Source organism: Acinetobacter sp. X9 (assembly GCF_054889255.1).
In genome coordinates, this window is the sequence record NZ_CM142679.1 from 2462376 (window position 1) to 2482388 (window position 20013).

The 20013-nt window shown below is 39.4% G+C and carries 19 protein-coding genes and 1 tRNA gene; 8 read left to right on the forward strand and 12 right to left on the reverse strand.

Annotated features, from left to right (window positions below; genetic code table 11):
- The first annotated feature begins 149 nt into the window (after positions 1-149).
- The 5 genes from mutS to ACYU0V_RS11685 all read left to right on the forward strand — a co-directional run bounded on the left by mutS (position 150) and on the right by ACYU0V_RS11685 (position 5708).
- Positions 150-2789, forward strand: coding sequence for a DNA mismatch repair protein MutS (mutS, locus tag ACYU0V_RS11665; RefSeq protein WP_002115830.1), 2640 nt, complete (start codon positions 150-152; stop codon positions 2787-2789).
- 61 nt (positions 2790-2850) lie between these two features.
- Positions 2851-3381 (forward strand): GNAT family N-acetyltransferase, encoded by a 531-nt coding sequence (locus ACYU0V_RS11670; RefSeq protein WP_119684791.1) that lies wholly within the window; start codon positions 2851-2853, stop codon positions 3379-3381.
- Between the two features lie 343 nt (positions 3382-3724).
- Positions 3725-4048 carry a ferredoxin FdxA gene (fdxA, locus tag ACYU0V_RS11675; RefSeq protein ID WP_002051033.1) on the forward strand — a complete coding sequence of 108 codons (324 nt, stop codon included), beginning with the start codon at positions 3725-3727 and terminating at the stop codon, positions 4046-4048.
- A 130-nt stretch (positions 4049-4178) separates the two neighbouring features.
- Positions 4179-4901, forward strand: coding sequence for a D-Ala-D-Ala carboxypeptidase family metallohydrolase (locus ACYU0V_RS11680; protein WP_005802595.1), 723 nt, complete (start codon positions 4179-4181; stop codon positions 4899-4901).
- A gap of 138 nt (positions 4902-5039) precedes the next feature.
- Positions 5040-5708 carry an O-methyltransferase gene (locus ACYU0V_RS11685; protein ID WP_002115787.1) on the forward strand — a complete coding sequence of 223 codons (669 nt, stop codon included), beginning with the start codon at positions 5040-5042 and terminating at the stop codon, positions 5706-5708.
- A 116-nt stretch (positions 5709-5824) separates the two neighbouring features.
- On the opposite strand, the gene ACYU0V_RS11690 is transcribed toward ACYU0V_RS11685, so the two are convergent.
- The 11 genes from ACYU0V_RS11690 to ACYU0V_RS11740 form a co-directional block, all read right to left on the reverse strand.
- Positions 5825-6667, reverse strand: a complete 843-nt coding sequence (locus ACYU0V_RS11690; protein WP_002115820.1) for a universal stress protein — start codon at positions 6665-6667, stop codon at positions 5825-5827.
- 155 nt (positions 6668-6822) lie between these two features.
- The gene (locus ACYU0V_RS11695) at positions 6823-7434 is read right to left on the reverse strand and encodes a chloramphenicol acetyltransferase CAT (protein ID WP_002115833.1); all 612 of its coding nucleotides are present in this window, start codon (positions 7432-7434) and stop codon (positions 6823-6825) included.
- The gene (locus ACYU0V_RS11700) at positions 7427-8026 is read right to left on the reverse strand and encodes an IMPACT family protein (protein ID WP_461847559.1); all 600 of its coding nucleotides are present in this window, start codon (positions 8024-8026) and stop codon (positions 7427-7429) included. Before ACYU0V_RS11700 ends, ACYU0V_RS11695 begins: the two co-directional genes overlap by 8 nt.
- 93 nt (positions 8027-8119) lie before the next feature.
- Positions 8120-9316 carry an HlyD family efflux transporter periplasmic adaptor subunit gene (locus ACYU0V_RS11705; RefSeq protein WP_005076849.1) on the reverse strand — a complete coding sequence of 399 codons (1197 nt, stop codon included), beginning with the start codon at positions 9314-9316 and terminating at the stop codon, positions 8120-8122.
- Positions 9313-11454 (reverse strand): type I secretion system permease/ATPase, encoded by a 2142-nt coding sequence (locus ACYU0V_RS11710; RefSeq protein WP_005802602.1) that lies wholly within the window; start codon positions 11452-11454, stop codon positions 9313-9315. The genes ACYU0V_RS11705 and ACYU0V_RS11710 overlap by 4 nt, the downstream gene beginning before the upstream one ends.
- On the reverse strand, positions 11451-12917 hold the full coding sequence (locus ACYU0V_RS11715) for a TolC family protein (protein WP_005076852.1): 1467 nt from the start codon (positions 12915-12917) through the stop codon (positions 11451-11453). The genes ACYU0V_RS11710 and ACYU0V_RS11715 overlap by 4 nt, the downstream gene beginning before the upstream one ends.
- 273 nt (positions 12918-13190) lie before the next feature.
- Positions 13191-13934: an LPS export ABC transporter ATP-binding protein gene (gene lptB / locus ACYU0V_RS11720; RefSeq protein ID WP_002122331.1), complete on the reverse strand. Its 744-nt coding sequence runs from the start codon at positions 13932-13934 to the stop codon at positions 13191-13193.
- On the reverse strand, positions 13934-14482 hold the full coding sequence (gene lptA, locus ACYU0V_RS11725; protein WP_002122334.1) for a lipopolysaccharide transport periplasmic protein LptA: 549 nt from the start codon (positions 14480-14482) through the stop codon (positions 13934-13936). The genes lptB and lptA overlap by 1 nt, the downstream gene beginning before the upstream one ends.
- The gene (lptC, locus tag ACYU0V_RS11730) at positions 14466-15014 is read right to left on the reverse strand and encodes an LPS export ABC transporter periplasmic protein LptC (RefSeq protein ID WP_005070181.1); all 549 of its coding nucleotides are present in this window, start codon (positions 15012-15014) and stop codon (positions 14466-14468) included. Before lptC ends, lptA begins: the two co-directional genes overlap by 17 nt.
- 37 nt (positions 15015-15051) lie before the next feature.
- Positions 15052-15591 (reverse strand): KdsC family phosphatase, encoded by a 540-nt coding sequence (locus ACYU0V_RS11735; protein WP_002122322.1) that lies wholly within the window; start codon positions 15589-15591, stop codon positions 15052-15054.
- 3 nt (positions 15592-15594) lie between these two features.
- On the reverse strand, positions 15595-16572 hold the full coding sequence (locus tag ACYU0V_RS11740; RefSeq protein WP_461847563.1) for a KpsF/GutQ family sugar-phosphate isomerase: 978 nt from the start codon (positions 16570-16572) through the stop codon (positions 15595-15597).
- A 213-nt stretch (positions 16573-16785) separates the two neighbouring features.
- Here ACYU0V_RS11740 and cysS point away from each other — a divergent pair, with 213 nt between their 5' ends.
- From cysS to ACYU0V_RS11755, 3 genes are all read left to right on the forward strand, one after another.
- Positions 16786-18207, forward strand: coding sequence for a cysteine--tRNA ligase (gene cysS / locus ACYU0V_RS11745; RefSeq protein WP_005076856.1), 1422 nt, complete (start codon positions 16786-16788; stop codon positions 18205-18207).
- A gap of 63 nt (positions 18208-18270) precedes the next feature.
- Positions 18271-18346: transfer RNA gene (locus tag ACYU0V_RS11750), tRNA-Gly, on the forward strand.
- Between the two features lie 207 nt (positions 18347-18553).
- A complete protein-coding gene (locus ACYU0V_RS11755; RefSeq protein ID WP_461847565.1) occupies positions 18554-19030 on the forward strand; it encodes a hypothetical protein in 477 nt (158 codons plus the stop codon).
- Positions 19031-19094: 64 nt separating this feature from the next.
- Here the strand turns inward: ACYU0V_RS11755 and ACYU0V_RS11760 are convergent, their stop codons facing one another.
- Positions 19095-20009: a hypothetical protein gene (locus ACYU0V_RS11760; RefSeq protein WP_461847566.1), complete on the reverse strand. Its 915-nt coding sequence runs from the start codon at positions 20007-20009 to the stop codon at positions 19095-19097.
- Positions 20010-20013 lie beyond the last annotated feature (4 nt).

Here is a 20013-nt window from a genome sequence, read left to right on the forward strand (position 1 = left end):
ACTCCAATTCGCTTTATACTATGGATGCCAATTTTCAAAGTTCATCCAGTTGTGTTCTTTTCTTGAATGACATTCATTTTTAAAAGACTTGAAATTGGTTAGATGACCAAACGTAAAATATTATTGATTTTTTTAAGGGTTTAATACGCATGAATAGCGCTGAAATCATGGCTGACTTATCTTCTCACACACCTATGATGCAGCAATATCTCAAAGTTAAAACGGACTATCAACATGCGTTGCTGTTCTACCGTATGGGTGACTTTTATGAACTCTTCTTTGAAGATGCTCATTTAGCAGCCAAACTTTTAGGCATTACCTTAACCCATCGTGGTAAAGCCAGTGGCCGACCTATTCCAATGGCAGGTGTTCCCTATCATTCGGCAGAAGGTTATTTGGCGCGACTTGTTAAAGCTGGGCGCACGGTAGCCATTTGCGAACAAGTTGGAGAAGTAACAGGCAAAGGCCCTGTTGAACGTAAAGTTGTTCGTATTCTGACCCCGGGTACATTAACTGATGATGCATTACTCAGCAGTTATCAATCATCTAATCTCGTTTCATTGTGCATTCATCAAAACCAGATCGGTTTTGCTTTACTCGACTTAAGTGCAGGCATTTTTAAAGTTCAACAACAAGATTACAAGCCAGAACAATTACCTATTGAACTTGCGCGTTTAATGCCAAGTGAGATCTTGATTGATGAAGATTTGGTCGACACCAATATTATCGAACAAATTAAAAAGCATTTAGATTGCCCTGTTACTAAACGTCCAAATGTAGACTTCAACCTAAATAATGCACAAAAAACCTTATGTGACCAGTTTACGGTATCAACCCTTTCAGGTTTTGGTTTAGACCCATTACCTTTAGCCAAAGCTGCTGCCGCTGCACTTATTCACTATGCAAAAGAAACCCAAAAAACTGCATTACCGCATATTCGTTCAATCCAACTTGAACAAAGTACCGACTTTATTGCGCTCGACCCAATTACACGTCGCAACTTAGAAATTATTGAACCATTATTTGAACACGGAACATCATTATTTCAACTGGTAAATGATTGCCAAACTGCAATGGGTGGCCGTCTATTAAGCCGCACACTCATGCAACCAGTACGTGATACTGCATTGCTTGATGCTCGTTTAGATGCGATTGAGCAACTCATTCAGGGATATCACGAAAACCCAGTTCGTTTAGTGCTTAAAGAAATTGGTGATATTGAACGTGTGCTTAGCCGCGTTGCGCTAGGCAGTGCGCGACCACGTGATTTAGTGCAACTTCGTCATGCATGTGCACAAATTCCAGCTTTAAGAACGGCGTTAACTCCAGTCATTCAAGCGAAGAAATCTAAGTTATTAGTTCAACTAGATGAAGAACTTGGAGACTTCAAAGCACTTCATCAACATTTAATGGCAGCTATTGTTGAAAACCCACCGGTATTACTTCGTGATGGCAATGTAATTGCAGAGGGATATGATGCTGAGCTTGATGAATTACGCCAAATTCGTGATCATGCAGGTCAATTCTTAATTGATCTAGAAATTAAAGAGCGTGAACGTACAGGGATTAATACCCTTAAAATCGGCTATAACCGTGTAAGCGGTTACTACATCGAACTCACTCGTGCTCAAGCAGAACAAGCGCCAGCCGACTATATTCGTCGTCAGACTTTAAAGAATGCTGAACGCTACATTACCCCTGAGCTTAAGAGTTTTGAAGATAAAGTCCTGTCGAGCGAGTCACGTGCGCTGTCACGTGAAAAAGCATTATTCGAAGCTTTGCTTGAAAACCTTCGCGAAAATATCGCTCATCTACAAATGATGAGTTCAGCAATTGCTCAAATTGATGTCATTGCAAACTTTGCTCATCAAGCACGTTTAAACAATTGGGCGCGCCCTGAATTTACTCCGGAAACGGGCATTAAAATTCAGGCAGGTCGTCATCCTGTCGTTGAAGCATTAAATAAAGCACCATTTACCCCAAATGACACTTTCCTTGATGCTCAGCACCGCATGGCAATTATTACCGGTCCAAACATGGGCGGTAAATCAACCTTCATGCGCCAAACAGCATTAATCAGTTTACTTGCTTATTGCGGTAGCTATGTTCCGGCTAAAGCCGTCAAACTTGGTCCAATTGACCGAATTTTTACACGTATTGGTTCAGCCGACGATTTATCTACAGGCAAATCAACCTTTATGGTCGAGATGACTGAAACTTCGCAAATTCTGCATCATGCCACCAACCAGTCGTTGGTATTAATGGATGAGGTTGGCCGCGGAACCAGTACCTATGACGGTTTATCTTTAGCATGGGCATGTGTGGTCGATTTAACCAAGCGCGTAAAATGTTTATGTTTATTCGCGACTCATTATTTTGAGTTGACCGAACTTGGTAGTGAAGCAGGAATTGATAACTATCATGTCACGGCGCAAGAACTGAATGGCAATCTGATTTTATTGCATAAAGTTCAACAAGGCCCTGCAAGTCAAAGTCATGGTTTACAAGTTGCAAAATTAGCGGGTATTCCTGCCAATGTTATTAAAGAAGCGCAGAAGCGTTTACGCATTTTAGAAAAACAGCAGCAACAACATCTACAAACCAGTTTTCAAAATGATTTGTTTGCTCCACCAGATGCAAACTCTGGTTCACAAATCATAGAGAAAGTTGTCGAAATTGAAGTTTCATCCCCTGCTCTAGATTTACTTAAGCAAATTGAAGTCGATAACTTATCGCCTCGTCAGGCACTTGAACAACTCTACGAGTTAAAAGCTGCACTCAAATCTTAATAAAGCACTTCCGAATAAGCAGGCTTAGGCCTGCTTATTCATATCGGAGAATAATATTTATATGATCTTAAGATCTTTGCAAAGTTCAGAAATTGATCTTATTTGGCATCACATTAGCCGCCGTGAATTAATCACTCAAAACTACATACAAAAACAGCAAAAGCTAGAATTGGTTGATTGTTTTTTTGATGTACAAAATTGGGATTCATATCATTTAGAAAATGACCCACCTAAACTCAAACAACTCTTTGCACAAGGTTCAATATTTGTCGGTGCATTTGATGCTTCTGAAAAGCTCGTTGGTGTAAGCGTAGTCTCAAATCAACTTATAGCGAATTACCCCCAAGCAAAATTACTCCACTATTTCTATGTGGATGCTGACCAACAAGGTCAAGGCATTGGTGCTAAGCTTATGCAAGCCGCAAAAGAGTCAGCCAAGCAACTCGGTGCAGACCAACTGTATATTTCAGCAACCCCAAGTCGACGCACTGTAGACTTCTATATGAAGCATGGCGCGCAACCGTTAAGTGCTCCAGATCAACAACTTTGGCAGCTCGAACCTGAAGATATCCATTTAGTATGTAAGCTTTAGCTCTAAAAATTTAAGTTTTTTTAGGAAAAAAACCGTAAATCAAAATTTGTAAAAGAAAAAATTAAAAGTTAAGGCGTTTAATAAAATAGATGTCTTGACTTAAATGACATCTAAATAATTAAATAAAATATTTTTTAAGTTATTGTTTTATAAAATATATTATTATTTTAATTTTATAGATTACGCTCTGCTATGTTTACAAGATATGCTTGATTATCAACGTATTAACTTATCTTCATATGCATGAATAAAGAATATCAATAAAAGCAATTGTTTGTTTACCCCTTTTTTGCCTAAAATAAGCTATTCGAAATGAAACCATATTTTTTAGGTAGCTGTCGCCATGACCTTTGTTGTCACTGAAAATTGTATTAAATGTAAATACCAAGATTGCGTAGAAGTTTGTCCTGTAGACTGTTTTTACGAAGGTCCGAATTTCCTAGTGATTAATCCGGATGAATGTATTGACTGTGCATTATGTGAACCAGAGTGCCCGGCAAATGCAATTTTCTCTGAAGATGAGTTACCTGAAGGTCAAGAAGTGTTTATTGAATTAAATGCTGAACTTTCTCAAAAATGGCCTAACATTACTCAAATTGGCGATCAACCAGCTGACCGTGAAGAATGGAACGGCAAACCTGATAAATTACAATATCTTGAAAAGTAATTTCAAAAAGATCAGCAATCGCTGATCTTTTTTTATACCCTATTCAAACATTTCATTGCAAATTCCTCGTAATTTGTGCACTGTTTTGCATTAAAATACCCGCAATATTTATAAGTGCTTAATTTTTCTTATGCGGAAGTTTTTGCAGAGTCTGGTGCCCTTATGCATAATCCCAGCGGTTATGGTAGGTTGTGTCAGCTCTCCCCAACACACAACAACAGGCAAAACCTCTCCAAGTGGTAAACGAATCTTTATTCCACAAGAGCGCGTTATTATCGAGCGCCCAATTCCCCCTAAAGTTGAGCCTGCATCTTATCGAAGTTGGTTAAGTTCTGGTGAAAATTACCAACGTGTTCGGGAATACGAAAAATTCTTAACCCGAAATAATGTTGCAGGCATTGTGCCAAGCTTTGAGTTATTACGTTCAGCACGTGATTGGCAAAAATGTGGCCGCTCTGAATATGCTGTACCTAATCGCGAGCTATGGGGAAATTCTTTATCTACCCTACGCGTATTTAAATATTTAGTTGCAGCAAAAGTTCTAACCGACTTTGAAGTTACCTCGGTTTACCGAGACTTACCTTTAAATGAATGTGCAGGCGGCGCAAGCTCATCTAAACATTTATTTAACTCGGCAATCGATTTCCGTATTGGCCCTGAGTTCCCACAAGCTCAAGATTATGCATTTATCGAAAATACCAAGTTTAAACTTTGTCAGTTCTGGGCTCAGCATGGTCAGAGCTTAAATATGGGTATTGGTCTATATAGTTCAGGTCAAATTCATATCGACACTCAAGGCTATCGTACTTGGGGCCCTGACCTCACTCGAAACAGTTCGATGTGTAATTTCTAATAAAAAAACTCCTTTCAACTGAAAGGAGTTTTTTTATTGTACATTTCCCAATCAACCAAAATTTCTTGAAACGAAGATTTTTGCACTCTATGCATAAACGTTTAAAATAGCCCGATCAACATATAGGTAAATTTGATTATGCAGCAGATGTGGACAGACATTGACCAATATATCGATTCACATTTAATTCCCGAAGACCCGCGACTCGAATATGCATTAAAGAATACCGACGAACACGGCTTTTCAAATCATCTTGCAGTAGCTCCTAACCAAGGTATGTTCTTGCAGATGCTTATTCAAATGAATAAATGCAAACGAGTTTTAGAAATCGGAACCTTTGCTGCATACAGTACCATCTGGTTAGGTCGTGCCTTACCTGAAGATGGTTATTTACTCACAATAGAAGGCCGTGCTACTCATGCAGAAATGGCACAAAAAAATATCGATCATGCCAATCTTCCTGTAAAAGTTGATCTTCGAGCTGGTCGTGCTGCAGATATCCTTTCTGCGATTGATCCTCAATCTATCGAGCCTTTTGATTTTATTTTCATTGATGCAGATAAACAGGGTTATCCTGAATATTTAGAATTGAGTCTGAAATTCTCAAGATCAGGTACGATTATCGTACTCGATAATGTAATTCGAGCAGGTGATATTTTAAATCCTGACAATAAAAAACCGAGTATTGAAGGCATCCGTGAAATGTTTAAAGCCTTAGAAAATCATCCGCAAATATTGTCTTGTACAGCCTTACAAACAGTTGGCTCAAAAGGTCATGATGGCTTCGCAATTGCAATTGTGAAATAATGGTTAAAAAATCATCTTTTTTATTTTATTATTTATAATCAATTAATTACTTTTATTACTGTTGCTTTTCCATATAGTTATCCACAAGATTTGCGGATAACTATATGCAAATCTCATCATTTAGCCACAAGTAATGGTACAGTCGCGTTTCGGAAAATGGTTGTCGCAATACTTCCCAAGAAGAATTGATGAATTTTGCTATGACTAAATGCCCCTAACACAATGATTTGAATACCGTGTTCTTGTTGGTACTCTAAAATATTTTGTGCAACATCGCCATAACGGTAAACGGTGACTACATCTAGACCCGCTTGTTTAAGATAATGTTCTGGTTCATTTAATATTTCTGGATGATCACCTACATACACCAAATGACATTGCAGTGTTCGCAATAAGTCACTTTGGGCAATACGGCGCATCATTTTTTGACAAGTTGGCGAATATTCATAAGCAAAGATAAATCGTGTTGGCACTTTAAAGTTTTCACCAATAGTCAAAACAGTACAGTTCGCACCGCGGATGAAGTTTTCAACATTGCTACCGATTGGTTTGTGTTTCTCGGCTGCTCTTTCCCCGACTCGACCTAAAATAACGATGTCATTTTCATGTAAGAGATTAAAACTTTGTTCTAAAAAATCACCTTTTTCTTGAATTTTCGAACTGGTAATTCCGTGTTTTTCTTGAATAAGATCAGAAATATGGCGGAGTAAATTATTACTATAATCTAACGCGAGTTCACTTTGTTTTTGCTCTAGCTCAGCTAACTCTTTTAGCAGCATTGCATTGCTTTCAAAGCCGATTACCCCACTGATTTCACCAAGATGGTAACTGGCTGGGTAATAGTCCAGAATTTGTAATAATACAAGTTCCCGTCCGGTTGCTTTAGCAACCCATGCTGCTGCATCAGCAATAGCATTAATACACGGTGATGAGTCAATACACGCAATAACACGGTTCATGTTAGCCTCTCTTCTTCAGGTCTATTGCCTTGGAGATTATTATTAAAACTTAGCTTTAACTTAACATAGATAAAAATTGGTATGTTAAGGTTTATGTATAAAAACCAACTTTTTTGTTTAAAGATCAAACATTTTATTACATTCTTAAGACTGCATTATTCTCTTAAGCGAATAAATTTTGCGGGATTTCCGCCGACAATATGGTACGGCTCAACATCTTTGGTCACCATACTATTCATCCCGACTACAGCATGTTTACCGATTTTAATACCGTCTTTGATCCCCACATGTGCACCCAACCAAACATCTTGCTCAATTTCGATTCCTTTGGACGTAACTGGCTGCTGGTAAAGTGGACGGTCTAGTTGCATCCCATGGTCAAATGCATATAAATGACAATACGCGGCAATACGGACTTGGTCATGCAACTTTATGCCCGTTCGTCCCCCATCTAAAATACAATGATGGTTAATCGCGACTTCATTGCCGATTTCGAGTGGTCCATGCAATGTGCAATCAGCCGCAATAAAACTATTATCCCCAATAATAATTTTGCGGCCTGGTTCAGCAAAAATATGTGCTAGCGGCGAAATAAAACAATTTTCACCAATCTCAACTGTTTCCATATCCATTAAATAAGCTTGATATTCCTTTTGCCACTCTTCAGCCCAAGCACGGTTTTTAGGTTTTAAAGTCCAATATAACCATGGCATATAGTTTAAGCGGTGCTTATGTTGCTCACGATATTTCAGTAAGGAATCAGTCATCTGTTAATTCCTCTTCAATTTTTAATTCTTCACGACCACGTGTTACGTCTCTGAGTTTTAAGGCGAGCGGTTCAATTTGATGTATCTGTAGTCTCGCTTCGATATCTACACCTGTTGCCGTGTAGGTTTCCTGATATTCAATCTGCTGTTGAGTCAATTCATATTGAAATATCGCCCACTCATTAAAATGACAAGAAAAGTGAATTGTCTTCTTTGCAATGAGTTCAATACGCTCAGCCAATAATAAACATTGTCCAGCACAGCCACCATATGCTCTAACAAGGCCACCCGTTCCCAGTTTTATACCGCCATACCAGCGGTTAACCATTACAATAATATTCGTCAGGTCATTCCCTTCAATGGTCGCCAAGATTGGACGGCCTGCTGTTCCTGACGGTTCACCATCATCGTTAAAGCGTACGTTATGCCCAATTTTCCACGCCCAACATTGGTGAGTGGTCGAGATATCCTTGTTGTATTCTAAAAACTCTTTAACCTGCTGTTCATTTTCTACTGGCGCAGCAATCGCCTGAAATCTACTTTTTTTAATTTCTTCTTCAAATGTAAACTGTGATGCAATCGTAAAAGCCATAAATAAGATAAAGCACAATAAAAATCAAATTATAACGTGAATTTAATAGAATCAAACCCATAAAAAAAGCCCCGAATCTCGGGGCTTTTTTTATTATCTTTCTCGTAGCGCTTCTTTGGCTTTATTAAATGGTTTAAGTAAGTAATCGAGTACTGTTTTTTGACCAGTACGAATATCTACTGTTGCCACCATACCCGGTGTAATACCAAATGCTTTACCTTCTTTATTGTAAAGTTTGTCGGAATCAGTGCGGATATAAACACGATAATAGAATTGGTCCTGTTTTACTTCATCACGAATCGTGTCGGGTGAAATAACCGTAACCTTACCTTTTAAACCACCATAAATTGAGTAGTCATAGGCCGTGATCTTAACCAGTGCTTCTTGTCCCGGACGAATAAAGGCAATGTCGCGCGGCAAAATACGCGCTTCAATAAGCAATTGCTCATCAATCGGTACAATCGTCATCAGTTTACCGTTTTGAGGAACAACACCACCACGGGTAGTCACCGCAATTTCTTTGACCACACCACGTACCGGTGCTCTGAACACTGCGCGATCTAAACTGTCACTACGACCCAGTACAATTTGTTGTTGCGTTTCGCTATCCGTATTCGCTTTAGATAACTCTTCACGCGCTTTCACATAGTACTGGTTCTGCGCATCATTCATTTTGTTTTGCAAATCATTTGCTTCACGACGTAAACGTAAAACCTCAACCTCACTTGCTGCACCTTTAGCAACCAGCGGTTCTGTCATCGCCAGTTCTTGTTGCACAAGTTGCAACGCCTGTCTTAAACCTGCAAGGGTTTGTTCAAGATCAGCACGACGCGAGCGATATAATGCAGTTTCTTCTTGTACTAACTTTGGTTCTTTCATCACAATTTCCGGAAAAACCAAAGGTGTACCGTTTACTTCCGCACGCAAACGCGCTGCTGTCGCCTGAGCAGAGATTAGTAAAGATCTTGATTCACCGACATTTGATGCAAAACGGGTTGGATCGAGCTGCGCAAGAATTTCGCCTTTTTGAACGATGTCACCTTCTTGTACATTCAGCTTGGTTAAGATACCGCCTTCTAAAGACTGAATCACCTGCTCTTTAGATGATGGAATGACTTTACCTGTACCGGTAGAAACTTCTTCAAGTTTAAATACCCACGCCCAGATAAAGAAAATAACCAAGCCAATGCCCACAATCCAGATCACTAAACTGGCACGTGGTAAGGGTGGCTCACTATAAGATACATTCATTGAACGGGTGAGTTGTTGTTCTTGTTGTGGTTCGCTCATGAATTACCCCCTTGGCTCACTTGTTTTTGTTGGGCTGTTGATTGATTGAGTACCTGATCTCTTGGACCGTCCATCACGATTTTGCCTTCGTTCACGACAATAATACGGTCTACAAGTTCTAAAACAGCGCGGCGGTGGGTCGCAACGACCAAAGTACGATGTGCCAGCCAACCTTTTAAATGATCAATCAGTTGTTTCTCTGCCACGTCATCAATGGCTGCTGTCGGTTCGTCTAACAATAAAATGTTCGGTTGACGAATCAATAGACGAGCCAGTAACAACGCTTGTTTCTGACCACCAGAGAAACCAACACCACCTTCTAAAATCAGGTGATCTAGCCCTTCTTTTTTCTCTTGAACAAAAGGTAATGCACCAGTCACTACTAACGCACGAAGAATCTCTTCATCCGTTGCAAGCGGCGCACCTAAAGTGAGGTTTTCACGAATCGTACCGTAGAAAAGATGCGCATTCTGGTTAAGTAAACCCATATCACGACGTACATCAGACGGATCAATTAATGAAAGATCCAGACCATCTAAATGCACTGCGCCTTGAGTTGGAACTTGCATACCAGATAGAAGCTGGAGCAGTGTCGATTTACCTGCACCGTTACGCCCTAATATGGCAATTTTTTCACCAGCACGAATTTTTAAATGACGGATTGCCAAACTTGGTTTTGGGTCTTCTTCGCCATATTGGAATAAGACATTTTTTAATTCGTAATCGCCATTTAAAACTGCTTTATGTACCAAATGCGAACGATCTGCCTGATCGATCGGACGTTGCATGAGTTCATCAAGGCTTTGTTTTGCGACTTTTGCTTGCTGTAAACGTCCTAACACACCTGTAATTTGAGCAATCGGTGCCAACATACGTGAAGATAAAATTGAACAAGCTACTAACGCACCTGTAGTCATTTCACCTTCCATCACGGCAAAACATCCTACCAACACCACAATTGCATAGGTCAAACCTTGAAGCATTTGAGTCCATGCCATTAAAGTACCGACGATTTTACGCTGTCTCATCCCGATATCGGCTGAAACTTCGTTCATGTGGTTCCATTGGTTTTGGAAGCGAGACTCAGCACGTAATAGCTTAATGTCTTCAATGCCCTGCACCGCTTCAACAAGAATGGCGTTACGGATTGAAGATTCTCTCATACCTTCTTGTGCGAGTTGCGCTAGCTTCTTCTGTGCCAGAATACCCGGCAAAAGCATAAGTGGCACAACCAGCAGCATCACCCAAAACAGTTTTCCACCAATAATCGCAAAAATGATCAGGAAGAGGAAAAAGAATGGGAAATCGGCAATTGCACTAATGGTGGTTGAAGTTACCAGCTCACGAACACCTTCGAGCTCACGAATCTGGGAAATAAAACTACCGGTAGATTTTGAACGGTCTTTATTCTTGATGCGTAAGGCATGACCAAATACCCGATCAGACACTCGTAAGTCAGCACGCTTACCAATAATATCGGATAAGTACACGCGTGATATACGCAAGGTAAACTCAAAAAGTGCTGCAATGAGTACACCACCTGCCAACACCCATAAAGTCGGGATAGACTGAGATGGTACAACACGGTCATACACTTGCATTGAGAAAATAATGGTTGCCAGTGCCAATACGTTGGCAATCAGTGAGGCAAACATAATATCAACGTAGCGTTTCCAGTCTCTTAAAACAATCGACCAGAACCAGCTTGCTTCGTATGGTTTAATATATTCGTCAATACGCGCATCGGGAATAGACGTTTCAGGACGCAGAATATAGACATTCTTAATTGTTGTTTTTAAGACATCTAAGCTTAAATTTTGGGAAAGGCCGTGATCTCCACTAAACTGGATACTGACATTTCCTTGAGTATCAGCTTTATCAATTACACCAACTTGTCCGTCATTAAACTCGACCATGACAGGTAAACGCCATGGATTAAGTAAATCTAATGAAAAAGGTACTTTACGTAAATTGAGTCCAACCTGACGGGTCATTAACTGCAAAACATCATCAAGGTTTTGATTTTGGTTCCAGTCAAGTTGTAAACGAATTCTTTCTTCTGAAGGCTCAATTCTATAATGTTTAGCAATCGTTAAGACCGCCTGTAACCAGGGCTGGTAGTTTATTTTTGTCATCATGGTTGTACTTCGAACCCCTGAATTGAAATATTATTTAAGTCATAAGCTTGGCGGGAACGTCCTGTTGCTGCAATGTACTGAACAATACTGCTGTAGATGTCATAACGTGCAGTTTCAAGTTCCGAATTGGCACTGTGAATCGCCTGTTCAGCATTCAATAAGTCAACCAATGAACGGGTACCGAGTTTGTACTGCTCTTGATAAAGTTCGCGTGTACGAACTGTTGTCGCTTGGCGGTTGGCTAAAACCTGCATTTGACGTTGTTTATTTTCAATTTGTTCACGACTAGTTCTGATCTGATCAAGCACATCCAGATACACAGAATTCACTTTAGATTTAGCGGCTTCTTCTGCATAACTAGCCATTTTTACTTGGGAAGAAACTGCCCCACCTTGATAAAACTGACTGGTGGCTTCAAGCATGATGGAACTATATAAACCGTCGTCTTCATCATTGTTTGGGTTTTTTCCATTAATGGCCTGACTGACCGAGCCTTTCACTGCCAAAGTTGGATAGCGAGTTAAACGGGTCTGTTCCTTTTGAGCTTTAGCCACTTCAATGCCCGCTTGTGCAGCGATCATTTTTGGAATGGTATTAAACTCAGGTTCACCATATAAATCAGATACTTTCACCAAATCATCTGAAATAATCCAACCTGTACGTGAAACATCACCACCCAACAATGTTCTTAAATGTTGTTGGTACTGACGTAGTAAAGATTGCTGTGCAATCAAACCGGACTGTGCAGCTTGTAAATAAGACTGAGCTTGGATCGGGTCAGCCTGACTGCTAATACCAGCATTTGCACGTAAATTAGCGATTTCCTGAATTCGCTGAATACCTGCAATTTGCTGCTCGGCAATTTTATTTAATTGGAGATAGCGCTGAATATTGATAATCGACTGAGCCACATCAAGTGCAATATCATCAATACTGACCAAAACATTCGCCTGTTCGACTTGGAGTTTGGCTTTCTCAACCGATACACCTGATTTGACTTTACCAAAATCATAGAGCATTTGAGTTGCATTTAAAGTTAATAACTGCCGACCACGCTCACCGCTACTCAAGTCACCTGTGGTGATACCACCTGAAATTTGAGGGTAATAACCCGCCTTTGCAACATCAATACCGGCGTTTTGGCCAGCTAAAGTAGAAATGGCTTGGGAAATATCAGGGTTACGCTGGATAGCGATTTTCACCGCTTCCTGCAGAGTCATTTTCCTTGATGGCAAATTTGAATAAGATGAAGCTGCTCTATCATTGAGTTGAACAGTCGGAAACTCCTGCACTCTAGAACGATCTAGCCTAAAATTACTCAACTCTTGCATCTTAGCGACTTTAAATTCATCACTACTTTTAGGGGCAAAAAGTTGTGATAAGTTGTCTTTTAATGTGTGATATTGCTCACTTGGTTTAGCGGCATATATCACCATAGGTACATGCAGTGAAGTTAAAAGCATCAACCCTTTCAGGAAAGCTGGCTTTTTACATGTCCTTTTTACTCTTCTCTGGTTATATCCAATCATGCTTGTCTTGTTGATCTTGTTTGTTATCGTTTAAAAGCTTTTACATTCTACATATTTTTTTGCATAAAGAAGCATAAATGCAGGAATAATTCACACATTACTTTTTCATTAAATAAAGATTCTAATTTATTGTTTTTAAAAAATAAATATAAAAAAACTAAAAAGAGGTACTGACCTCTTTTTAGCCAAACAGATTAACTTTTTTATTTAAACTGTAAAATCGTCACCTAAGTAGACTTTACGTACCTGTTCATTATCCAAAATTTCTTGTGGAGTACCTTCCGCAATTACCGCGCCTTCGCTCACAATATATGCACGTTCACAGATTGCCAAAGTTTCACGTACGTTATGGTCTGTGATGAGCACACCAATACCACGATCTTTTAAGGTTTGGATAATATCTTTAATATCACCTACCGAAATTGGATCGACACCGGCAAACGGTTCATCAAGTAACATAAACTTAGGATCAGCAGCCAATGCACGTGCAATTTCAGCACGGCGACGTTCACCACCAGACACACTCATTCCCAATGAATCTTTAATATGACTGATTTTAAAGTCATTCAACAATTCAGTAAGACGTTGTTGGCGCTGTTGCTTATTTAAGTCTTTGCGTGTTTCTAAAATAGACATAATATTTTCAGCAATTGTCAGCTTTCTAAAAATAGAAGCTTCTTGCGGAAGATATCCGATTCCTTTACGTGCCCGTTCATGCATTGCCAAATCGGACATATCAAGATCATCAAGGTGAATTTCACCTTTGTCCATACGCACTAGCCCAACAACCATATAGAAGCTTGTTGTTTTTCCTGCACCGTTAGGGCCAAGCAAACCAACAATCTGTCCACTTTGCATACTAAAAGATACGTCTTTGACGACCCAACGTTTACTATAGTTTTTTGCTAAGTGCTTAATACACAAAGTTTGGGGTTGAAGAGCTTGTTGCATTAGTCACGCGCTCCCGGGAAACTTTTTGAAGTTGATGGCGGAATAATAATTTGAACACGATTTGATGATGAACCTTGAGCTTCAACATCTCCTTTGTTCATACTATATTTCAATGAGTTACCACGGATGCTTGAACCATCTTGATATAGATATGCACCACCAGTCAAAGTAATAATGCCTGTATCTGCATTATAAACAATAGTTTGACCTTCGCCTCGTGCAACGCCCTTGTCAGCACTAATTTGCTGTTGGAATTTAGACGGTCTACCTTTGGCAGTAATCGTTTGAATTTCACGTTTAGAGTTTAGCGTAGCAACAATTGAGTCGGCTTGAAGCTTCATCGTACCTTGCTCAATCACGACATTACCCGTATAAGTCGTTAAACCCGTTTTCTCATTATAAGTTGCACGGTCTGCAACTAACGAAATTTGTTGATTACGGTCAGACGGTAAAGCAAAAGTCGAAGCAGATGATAAAGCAACGAATGTAATTACCGCAGCTTGTTTTAGGAAAGCTGAAGAACGTTTTAAATTAAGACTTTGGTGCATACTTTCCTCGAATATTAAAAAATTCGTACTGACCATTATTCAAATTAGCTTTTAACCCTTTGCTGACAAACTCGGCTTGCGGAGATTGAACAACCACTTGGTGATCTGTTTCAATTTCTCTGGTTTTTGGATATCCAGTTAATTCATCAGTTTGGAACTCAATCTTCCCTTGTGGCGCCAGTTTAGTTGCGACCACATCACCCGATAAAATAACTTTACGGTTATCATCGTAGCCATTTGCCTGTTTTGCAAAGAATGTTGCATCAACTTTGCCATCTTTATACATCGAGGCATTAAGTTGATCCAACTTTGATGTTTTTTGTTGCATATCCTGTTCAAGCTGACGAACTTCAGCACGGATATACAAATTGCCTTGATCATCAGTTTGAGTCAAATGGACGCCCTGCGCTGAATATGTCATATTCTTCGCAGAACCAATGTCTAGTTTTTTTGCCTTGCCACTATAGTAGTAGTAACCACCACTTATAGCAGCAACCACTACAGCAACAATTGATAAAACTCTGGTATCCATGAGCAGGAATAGCCTACCTTTTTAAGTAATCTTATTATTAATGCGGTACTGCAAGATATTTTTCAAGAAGTTCTTGGTAAATGCCTTTTGCGATCAGCAACATATCACAGACTTCACGCACAGCACCACGCCCACCCATCGACTGCGTAACCAAATGCGCACGGCGACGTACTTCTTCATGACCATTTGGCACAGTAACACTCATACCTGCGATTGCAAAAGCAGATAAATCAGGCCAATCATCGCCCATATACAAGCAATCTGACGGCAAAATATTAAACTGCGCACAAGCTTCACGAAGTGCTGAGCCTTTGTCTTCACGGCCTTGAAAAACGAGGTCTACACCTAAATCAGACATACGTTTTTCAACAATATTACTTTTCCTGCCTGTAATAATGATAACTTTCATGCCGGCTTGCTGTGCAAGCTTCATTCCTAAACCATCACGAATATCGAATGATTTAATTTCATCGCCACTATTGGTTAACGTTACGAAGCCATCACTCAAAATACCATCAACATCCAGAACCAATGCCTGTAAATGACGTGCTTGTTCTAACAATGCATAAGATGCCATTGATTAATTTACCCCTGCCTGAATAAGGTCATGCATACTAATTACACCAATCACTTTGTTTTGGTCATCTACCACAACAAACTGACTAATTTTTTTCAGGTTCAGCTGTTGTAGAGCTTCTACCGCACGTGCTTCTTGAGAAATCGTTGATGGTTTTTTTGTCATCACTTCTGAAACAGGCAAATTCACATCAAAACCTTGCTGTTTATCAATTAAACGGCGCAAGTCACCATCGGTGAAAATACCAAGCAAATGTTCTTGTTCATCTACAATTGTCGTCAAGCCTAAACGTTTATTAGAAATTTCATAAAGCACTCGATTCATTGGTGTATCTGGTGAAACTTTTGGCAGTTCATCGCCTGTATGCATCAGATGTTTTACATGTAAAAGTAAGCGTTTACCCAACGCACCTGCTGGATGCGAACGAGCAAAATCATCTGCAGTAAAACCACGCGCTTCAAGTAAAGCAACAGCCAGTGCATCACCCAATACTAAAGTTGCTGTAGTACTCGACGTAGGCGCCAAACCTAATGGGCACGCTTCGTCAGACTCACCTAAAGTTAAAGCGATGTCGGCATTTTGTGGCATTGGGCCTTTATCATCACGGCTAATTGTAATAAGAGGAACGCCAAGATGTTTGATTAAAGGCATCAACATCATGATTTCATCACTTTTTCCAGAATTGGAAATCGCAATTAAAACATCACCACGAACCAGCATTCCCAAATCGCCATGTCCAGCTTCACCCGGATGCATAAAGAAAGATGGTGTACCAGTTGAGGCGAAAGTTGCAGCCATTTTACGGCCAATATGCCCTGACTTACCCATGCCAGTGATCACAACACGACCTTTACACTGTAACAATATTTCACAAGCTCGGTTAAAACTGTCACCAATTTGTGTTGCTAACACGTCTAAGGCTTGTTGCTCAATACGCAATGTTGCTAATGCGCTGCTTTGGAAATCTGTAGGATTGGGCATACGAGTTTGACTCAAAATAATTGATCTGATCTCTTGTGAAGATCGGTGATTTTAATCAAAAGATTTGGGGGCATTCTAACATAACTCAATCATCTACACGTTTTTAAATGTATAAGATTTCACAAGCTTATAAAATTCTTGCATAAACCTTTGTGAAAAATGATGCATCAGTTATGATGTAACACTGTTTTTGTTGAGTGTTTGAAAACCCTTATGCAACCGTTTGTTTTATATAACTCTGAGCAACGAAAAAAAGTTGAATTTGTACCTCGCAAAGAAGGTCACATCGATATGTACGTCTGCGGTATGACCGTTTACGACTACTGTCATATCGGGCATGCTCGAGTTATGGTTGCATTTGACTACATTATTCGTTTCTTACGTAGCCAAGGCTGGAATGTTCGCTACATTCGCAACATTACCGACATTGACGACAAAATCATCAAACGTGCGAATGAGAATGGTGAAACAATCCAACAACTCACTACTCGTTTCATCGATGCAATGAATGAAGATGCAGCGAACCTAGGCTGTTTAGCTCCTGATGAAGCACCTAAAGCAACGGAATATATCGACCAGATGCAAAATATGATTGGCAATCTGGTGAATAAAGGCGCTGCGTACCCTGCTTCAAACGGCGATGTTTATTTTGAAGTCACCAAATTTGAAAAATATGGTCGCCTCTCTGGCCGTAAGCTTGATGATATGCAAGCTGGCGCAAGTGAGCGTGTTGATGTAGAAGTGGAAAAGAAACATCCGTTTGACTTTGTACTTTGGAAACATGCCAAAGAAAATGAACCGTCTTGGGCATCTCCTTGGGGTAATGGCCGTCCGGGTTGGCACATTGAATGTTCTGCAATGTCGACTTGCTGCCTAGGCAATCACTTTGACATTCATGGTGGTGGTTCAGATTTAATGTTCCCGCACCATGAAAATGAAATTGCGCAAAGTGAAGCTTCGACTGGTGAGCAATATGTAAACTACTGGATGCATGTTGGCTTCATTAATGTTGATGGTGAAAAGATGTCTAAATCTTTAGGCAACTTCTTTACGATTCGTGACGTGATGGAGAAATTCCACCCTGAAGTGATTCGCTACTTTATTGTGTCTTCACACTATCGTAGTCCTGTGAACTTCTCTGATGTGGCACTCAAAGAAGCAAAAACTTCTTTAACTCGCTTCTATCATTCATTTAAAGCTTACCAACAAGTGTACGGTCAAACGACAACTGAAACGCTTGATCAAAGCTTTATTGAACGTTTTAACAACGCAATGTGTGATGACTTCAATACTGCTGAAGCAATGGCTGTATTGTTTGAACTGAACAAAGAGTTAAACCGTGCTGTAAAAGAAGAGCAAGCTGACCAAGCGACTGTGCTTTATTCGACATTACGTCACCTCACCAACATTTTAGGTTTGGTACAACACAATGTAGATGATTTCTTAAAATCAGATATTGGACAAGAAGCGCTTGCTCTGTCTGATGCTGAAATTGAAGATTTTATTCAACAACGTGTAGATGCGAAAAAAGCAAAAGACTTTGCGAAAGCAGATGGTATTCGCCAGTCTCTACTCGACCAAGGTGTGGTACTTGAAGATACACGTCAAGGTACAGTTTGGCGTCGTGCTGATTAAACGTTCAATTAGATCACAAGAGTGTTGACACTTTAATGAAACACTCTATAATGTGCTCACATTGCGGGAATAGCTCAGTTGGTAGAGCATAACCTTGCCAAGGTTGGGGTCGCGAGTTCGAGTCTCGTTTCCCGCTCCAAAATTTAAAAACCACTTAATTTGAAAGAATTAAGTGGTTTTTTTATTGGTTCTCAATTAGAAAAAATAAGCTACGCCCGACTGTTTCTTATCTAATGGATCTTAATAACTAATATTTAAAATTATTCTGACATAACCAAGAAAATTAATCTGAAACTATTTCAAAGTAAATTTATAGGTTCTAGAACCACTTTATAGAAAGAAAAAAATGGCCTTAATTAATTGTAAAGAATGTAAGAAAAAATTTAGCAATCTTGCTTATGCATGTCCTAAGTGTGGTGCACCCACATCATACTCAACAGAAAAAAATGAGGTATCTATCCAAACTGATAAGCCCTCTTCTTTTGATTTAATAGAATCAGAAATCTGCAATAAAATCATAGACCACTACTGGAGCTTACATAGAGAGATCACTCGGTTAGGAGGAGTAACACCCGACAGCCCAGAATTTAATGAAGAAGAGATTGTAAGAGCAGTGATTACAAGAATGGTGCAGTTTAAAAGGATGTTTTTAACTATTAATCATTTTGATGGAAAACCTCAGATCCAATTCATTCCAAGTGATTGTTGGATTCTAAATAGTGAGAATATTGTAAAAATTATTGCTGACCGAGAAGGTCCGAAAAAAGAGCTTTTACCTGATATTATTCAAGCAGCAGTAAATCGGTTGGCTAAAGCACCCTAGGGTGCTTTCTTCTTTAAGCAAACAAAACTTGCTCAACGCGGGTTAATTAAATAAAAATTCCTATTTATTTAATATCTGCAAGTGATTCAAGTATAAATTTAGGACGACTATTACCTACACGAATAACAGTAAATTTTACTTGAGCTGCTTTTTGGAACCAATCTGAATTAAGCTTTTCTGGATTAGTTATATCCTTCCCAATTTTGCCTCTTATAATTTCACCCTCTATTTCAGTCTTGAATTCAAACGTTCGAGCAGAAGGTAGAGCTCCTTGAAAAAAACCTTTAAAAGTCACGATTTCTTCATGGATATTATTGTCATCCAATCGATGGATTGCATTCTCCAACTGATCTTTATCATTGAATCTAAAGAATTTATTATTGAACTCCAAGCCACATTTTGCATCTTGCTCTTCCAAAAATTTTAAAAAATCATAAATTTTTGATACAGCTCTAGGGTGGATTTCTTCCACTAAATCATTCAACTCATCATCCGTCCCTAAAGCTGCTGATTCAAATAATTGTCTAATATCATCAACTGCTTTTTCCACAATAGACTCTTCAGGACATAAATCAAAATTATCAGGCTTTGGTAATTCAAATTCGAAGCCAAATGAGCCTATAGCGGTGCCAGTAATCATTAGTTGGTTTAAACTACTATCTGGAACAGGTCCTTTGAAGTTTAATTTTCCAGTTAAACCAGCAGATACAGCAGATACAGCATCTGAGAAGAATTTAGTCGCTTTAGCTGCAAAAGTTGCCGATATAGCTTGACTACCCTCAACAGGTTGACCTCTAAATGTTAGCTTTGCTCTTTTATTAATATGAAAAGGATTTACACAACGTAACTCTTGCTCTACCTCTTCAAGCCTACTTTGTATGCCAAGTCTATCTATGACATTTTCCTCTGGAATATTTTTTAATAATTCTTTGAGGGTGTTAGCCTCAGAGGAAAGGTTTGTATACAGTATTGCATTCATCACT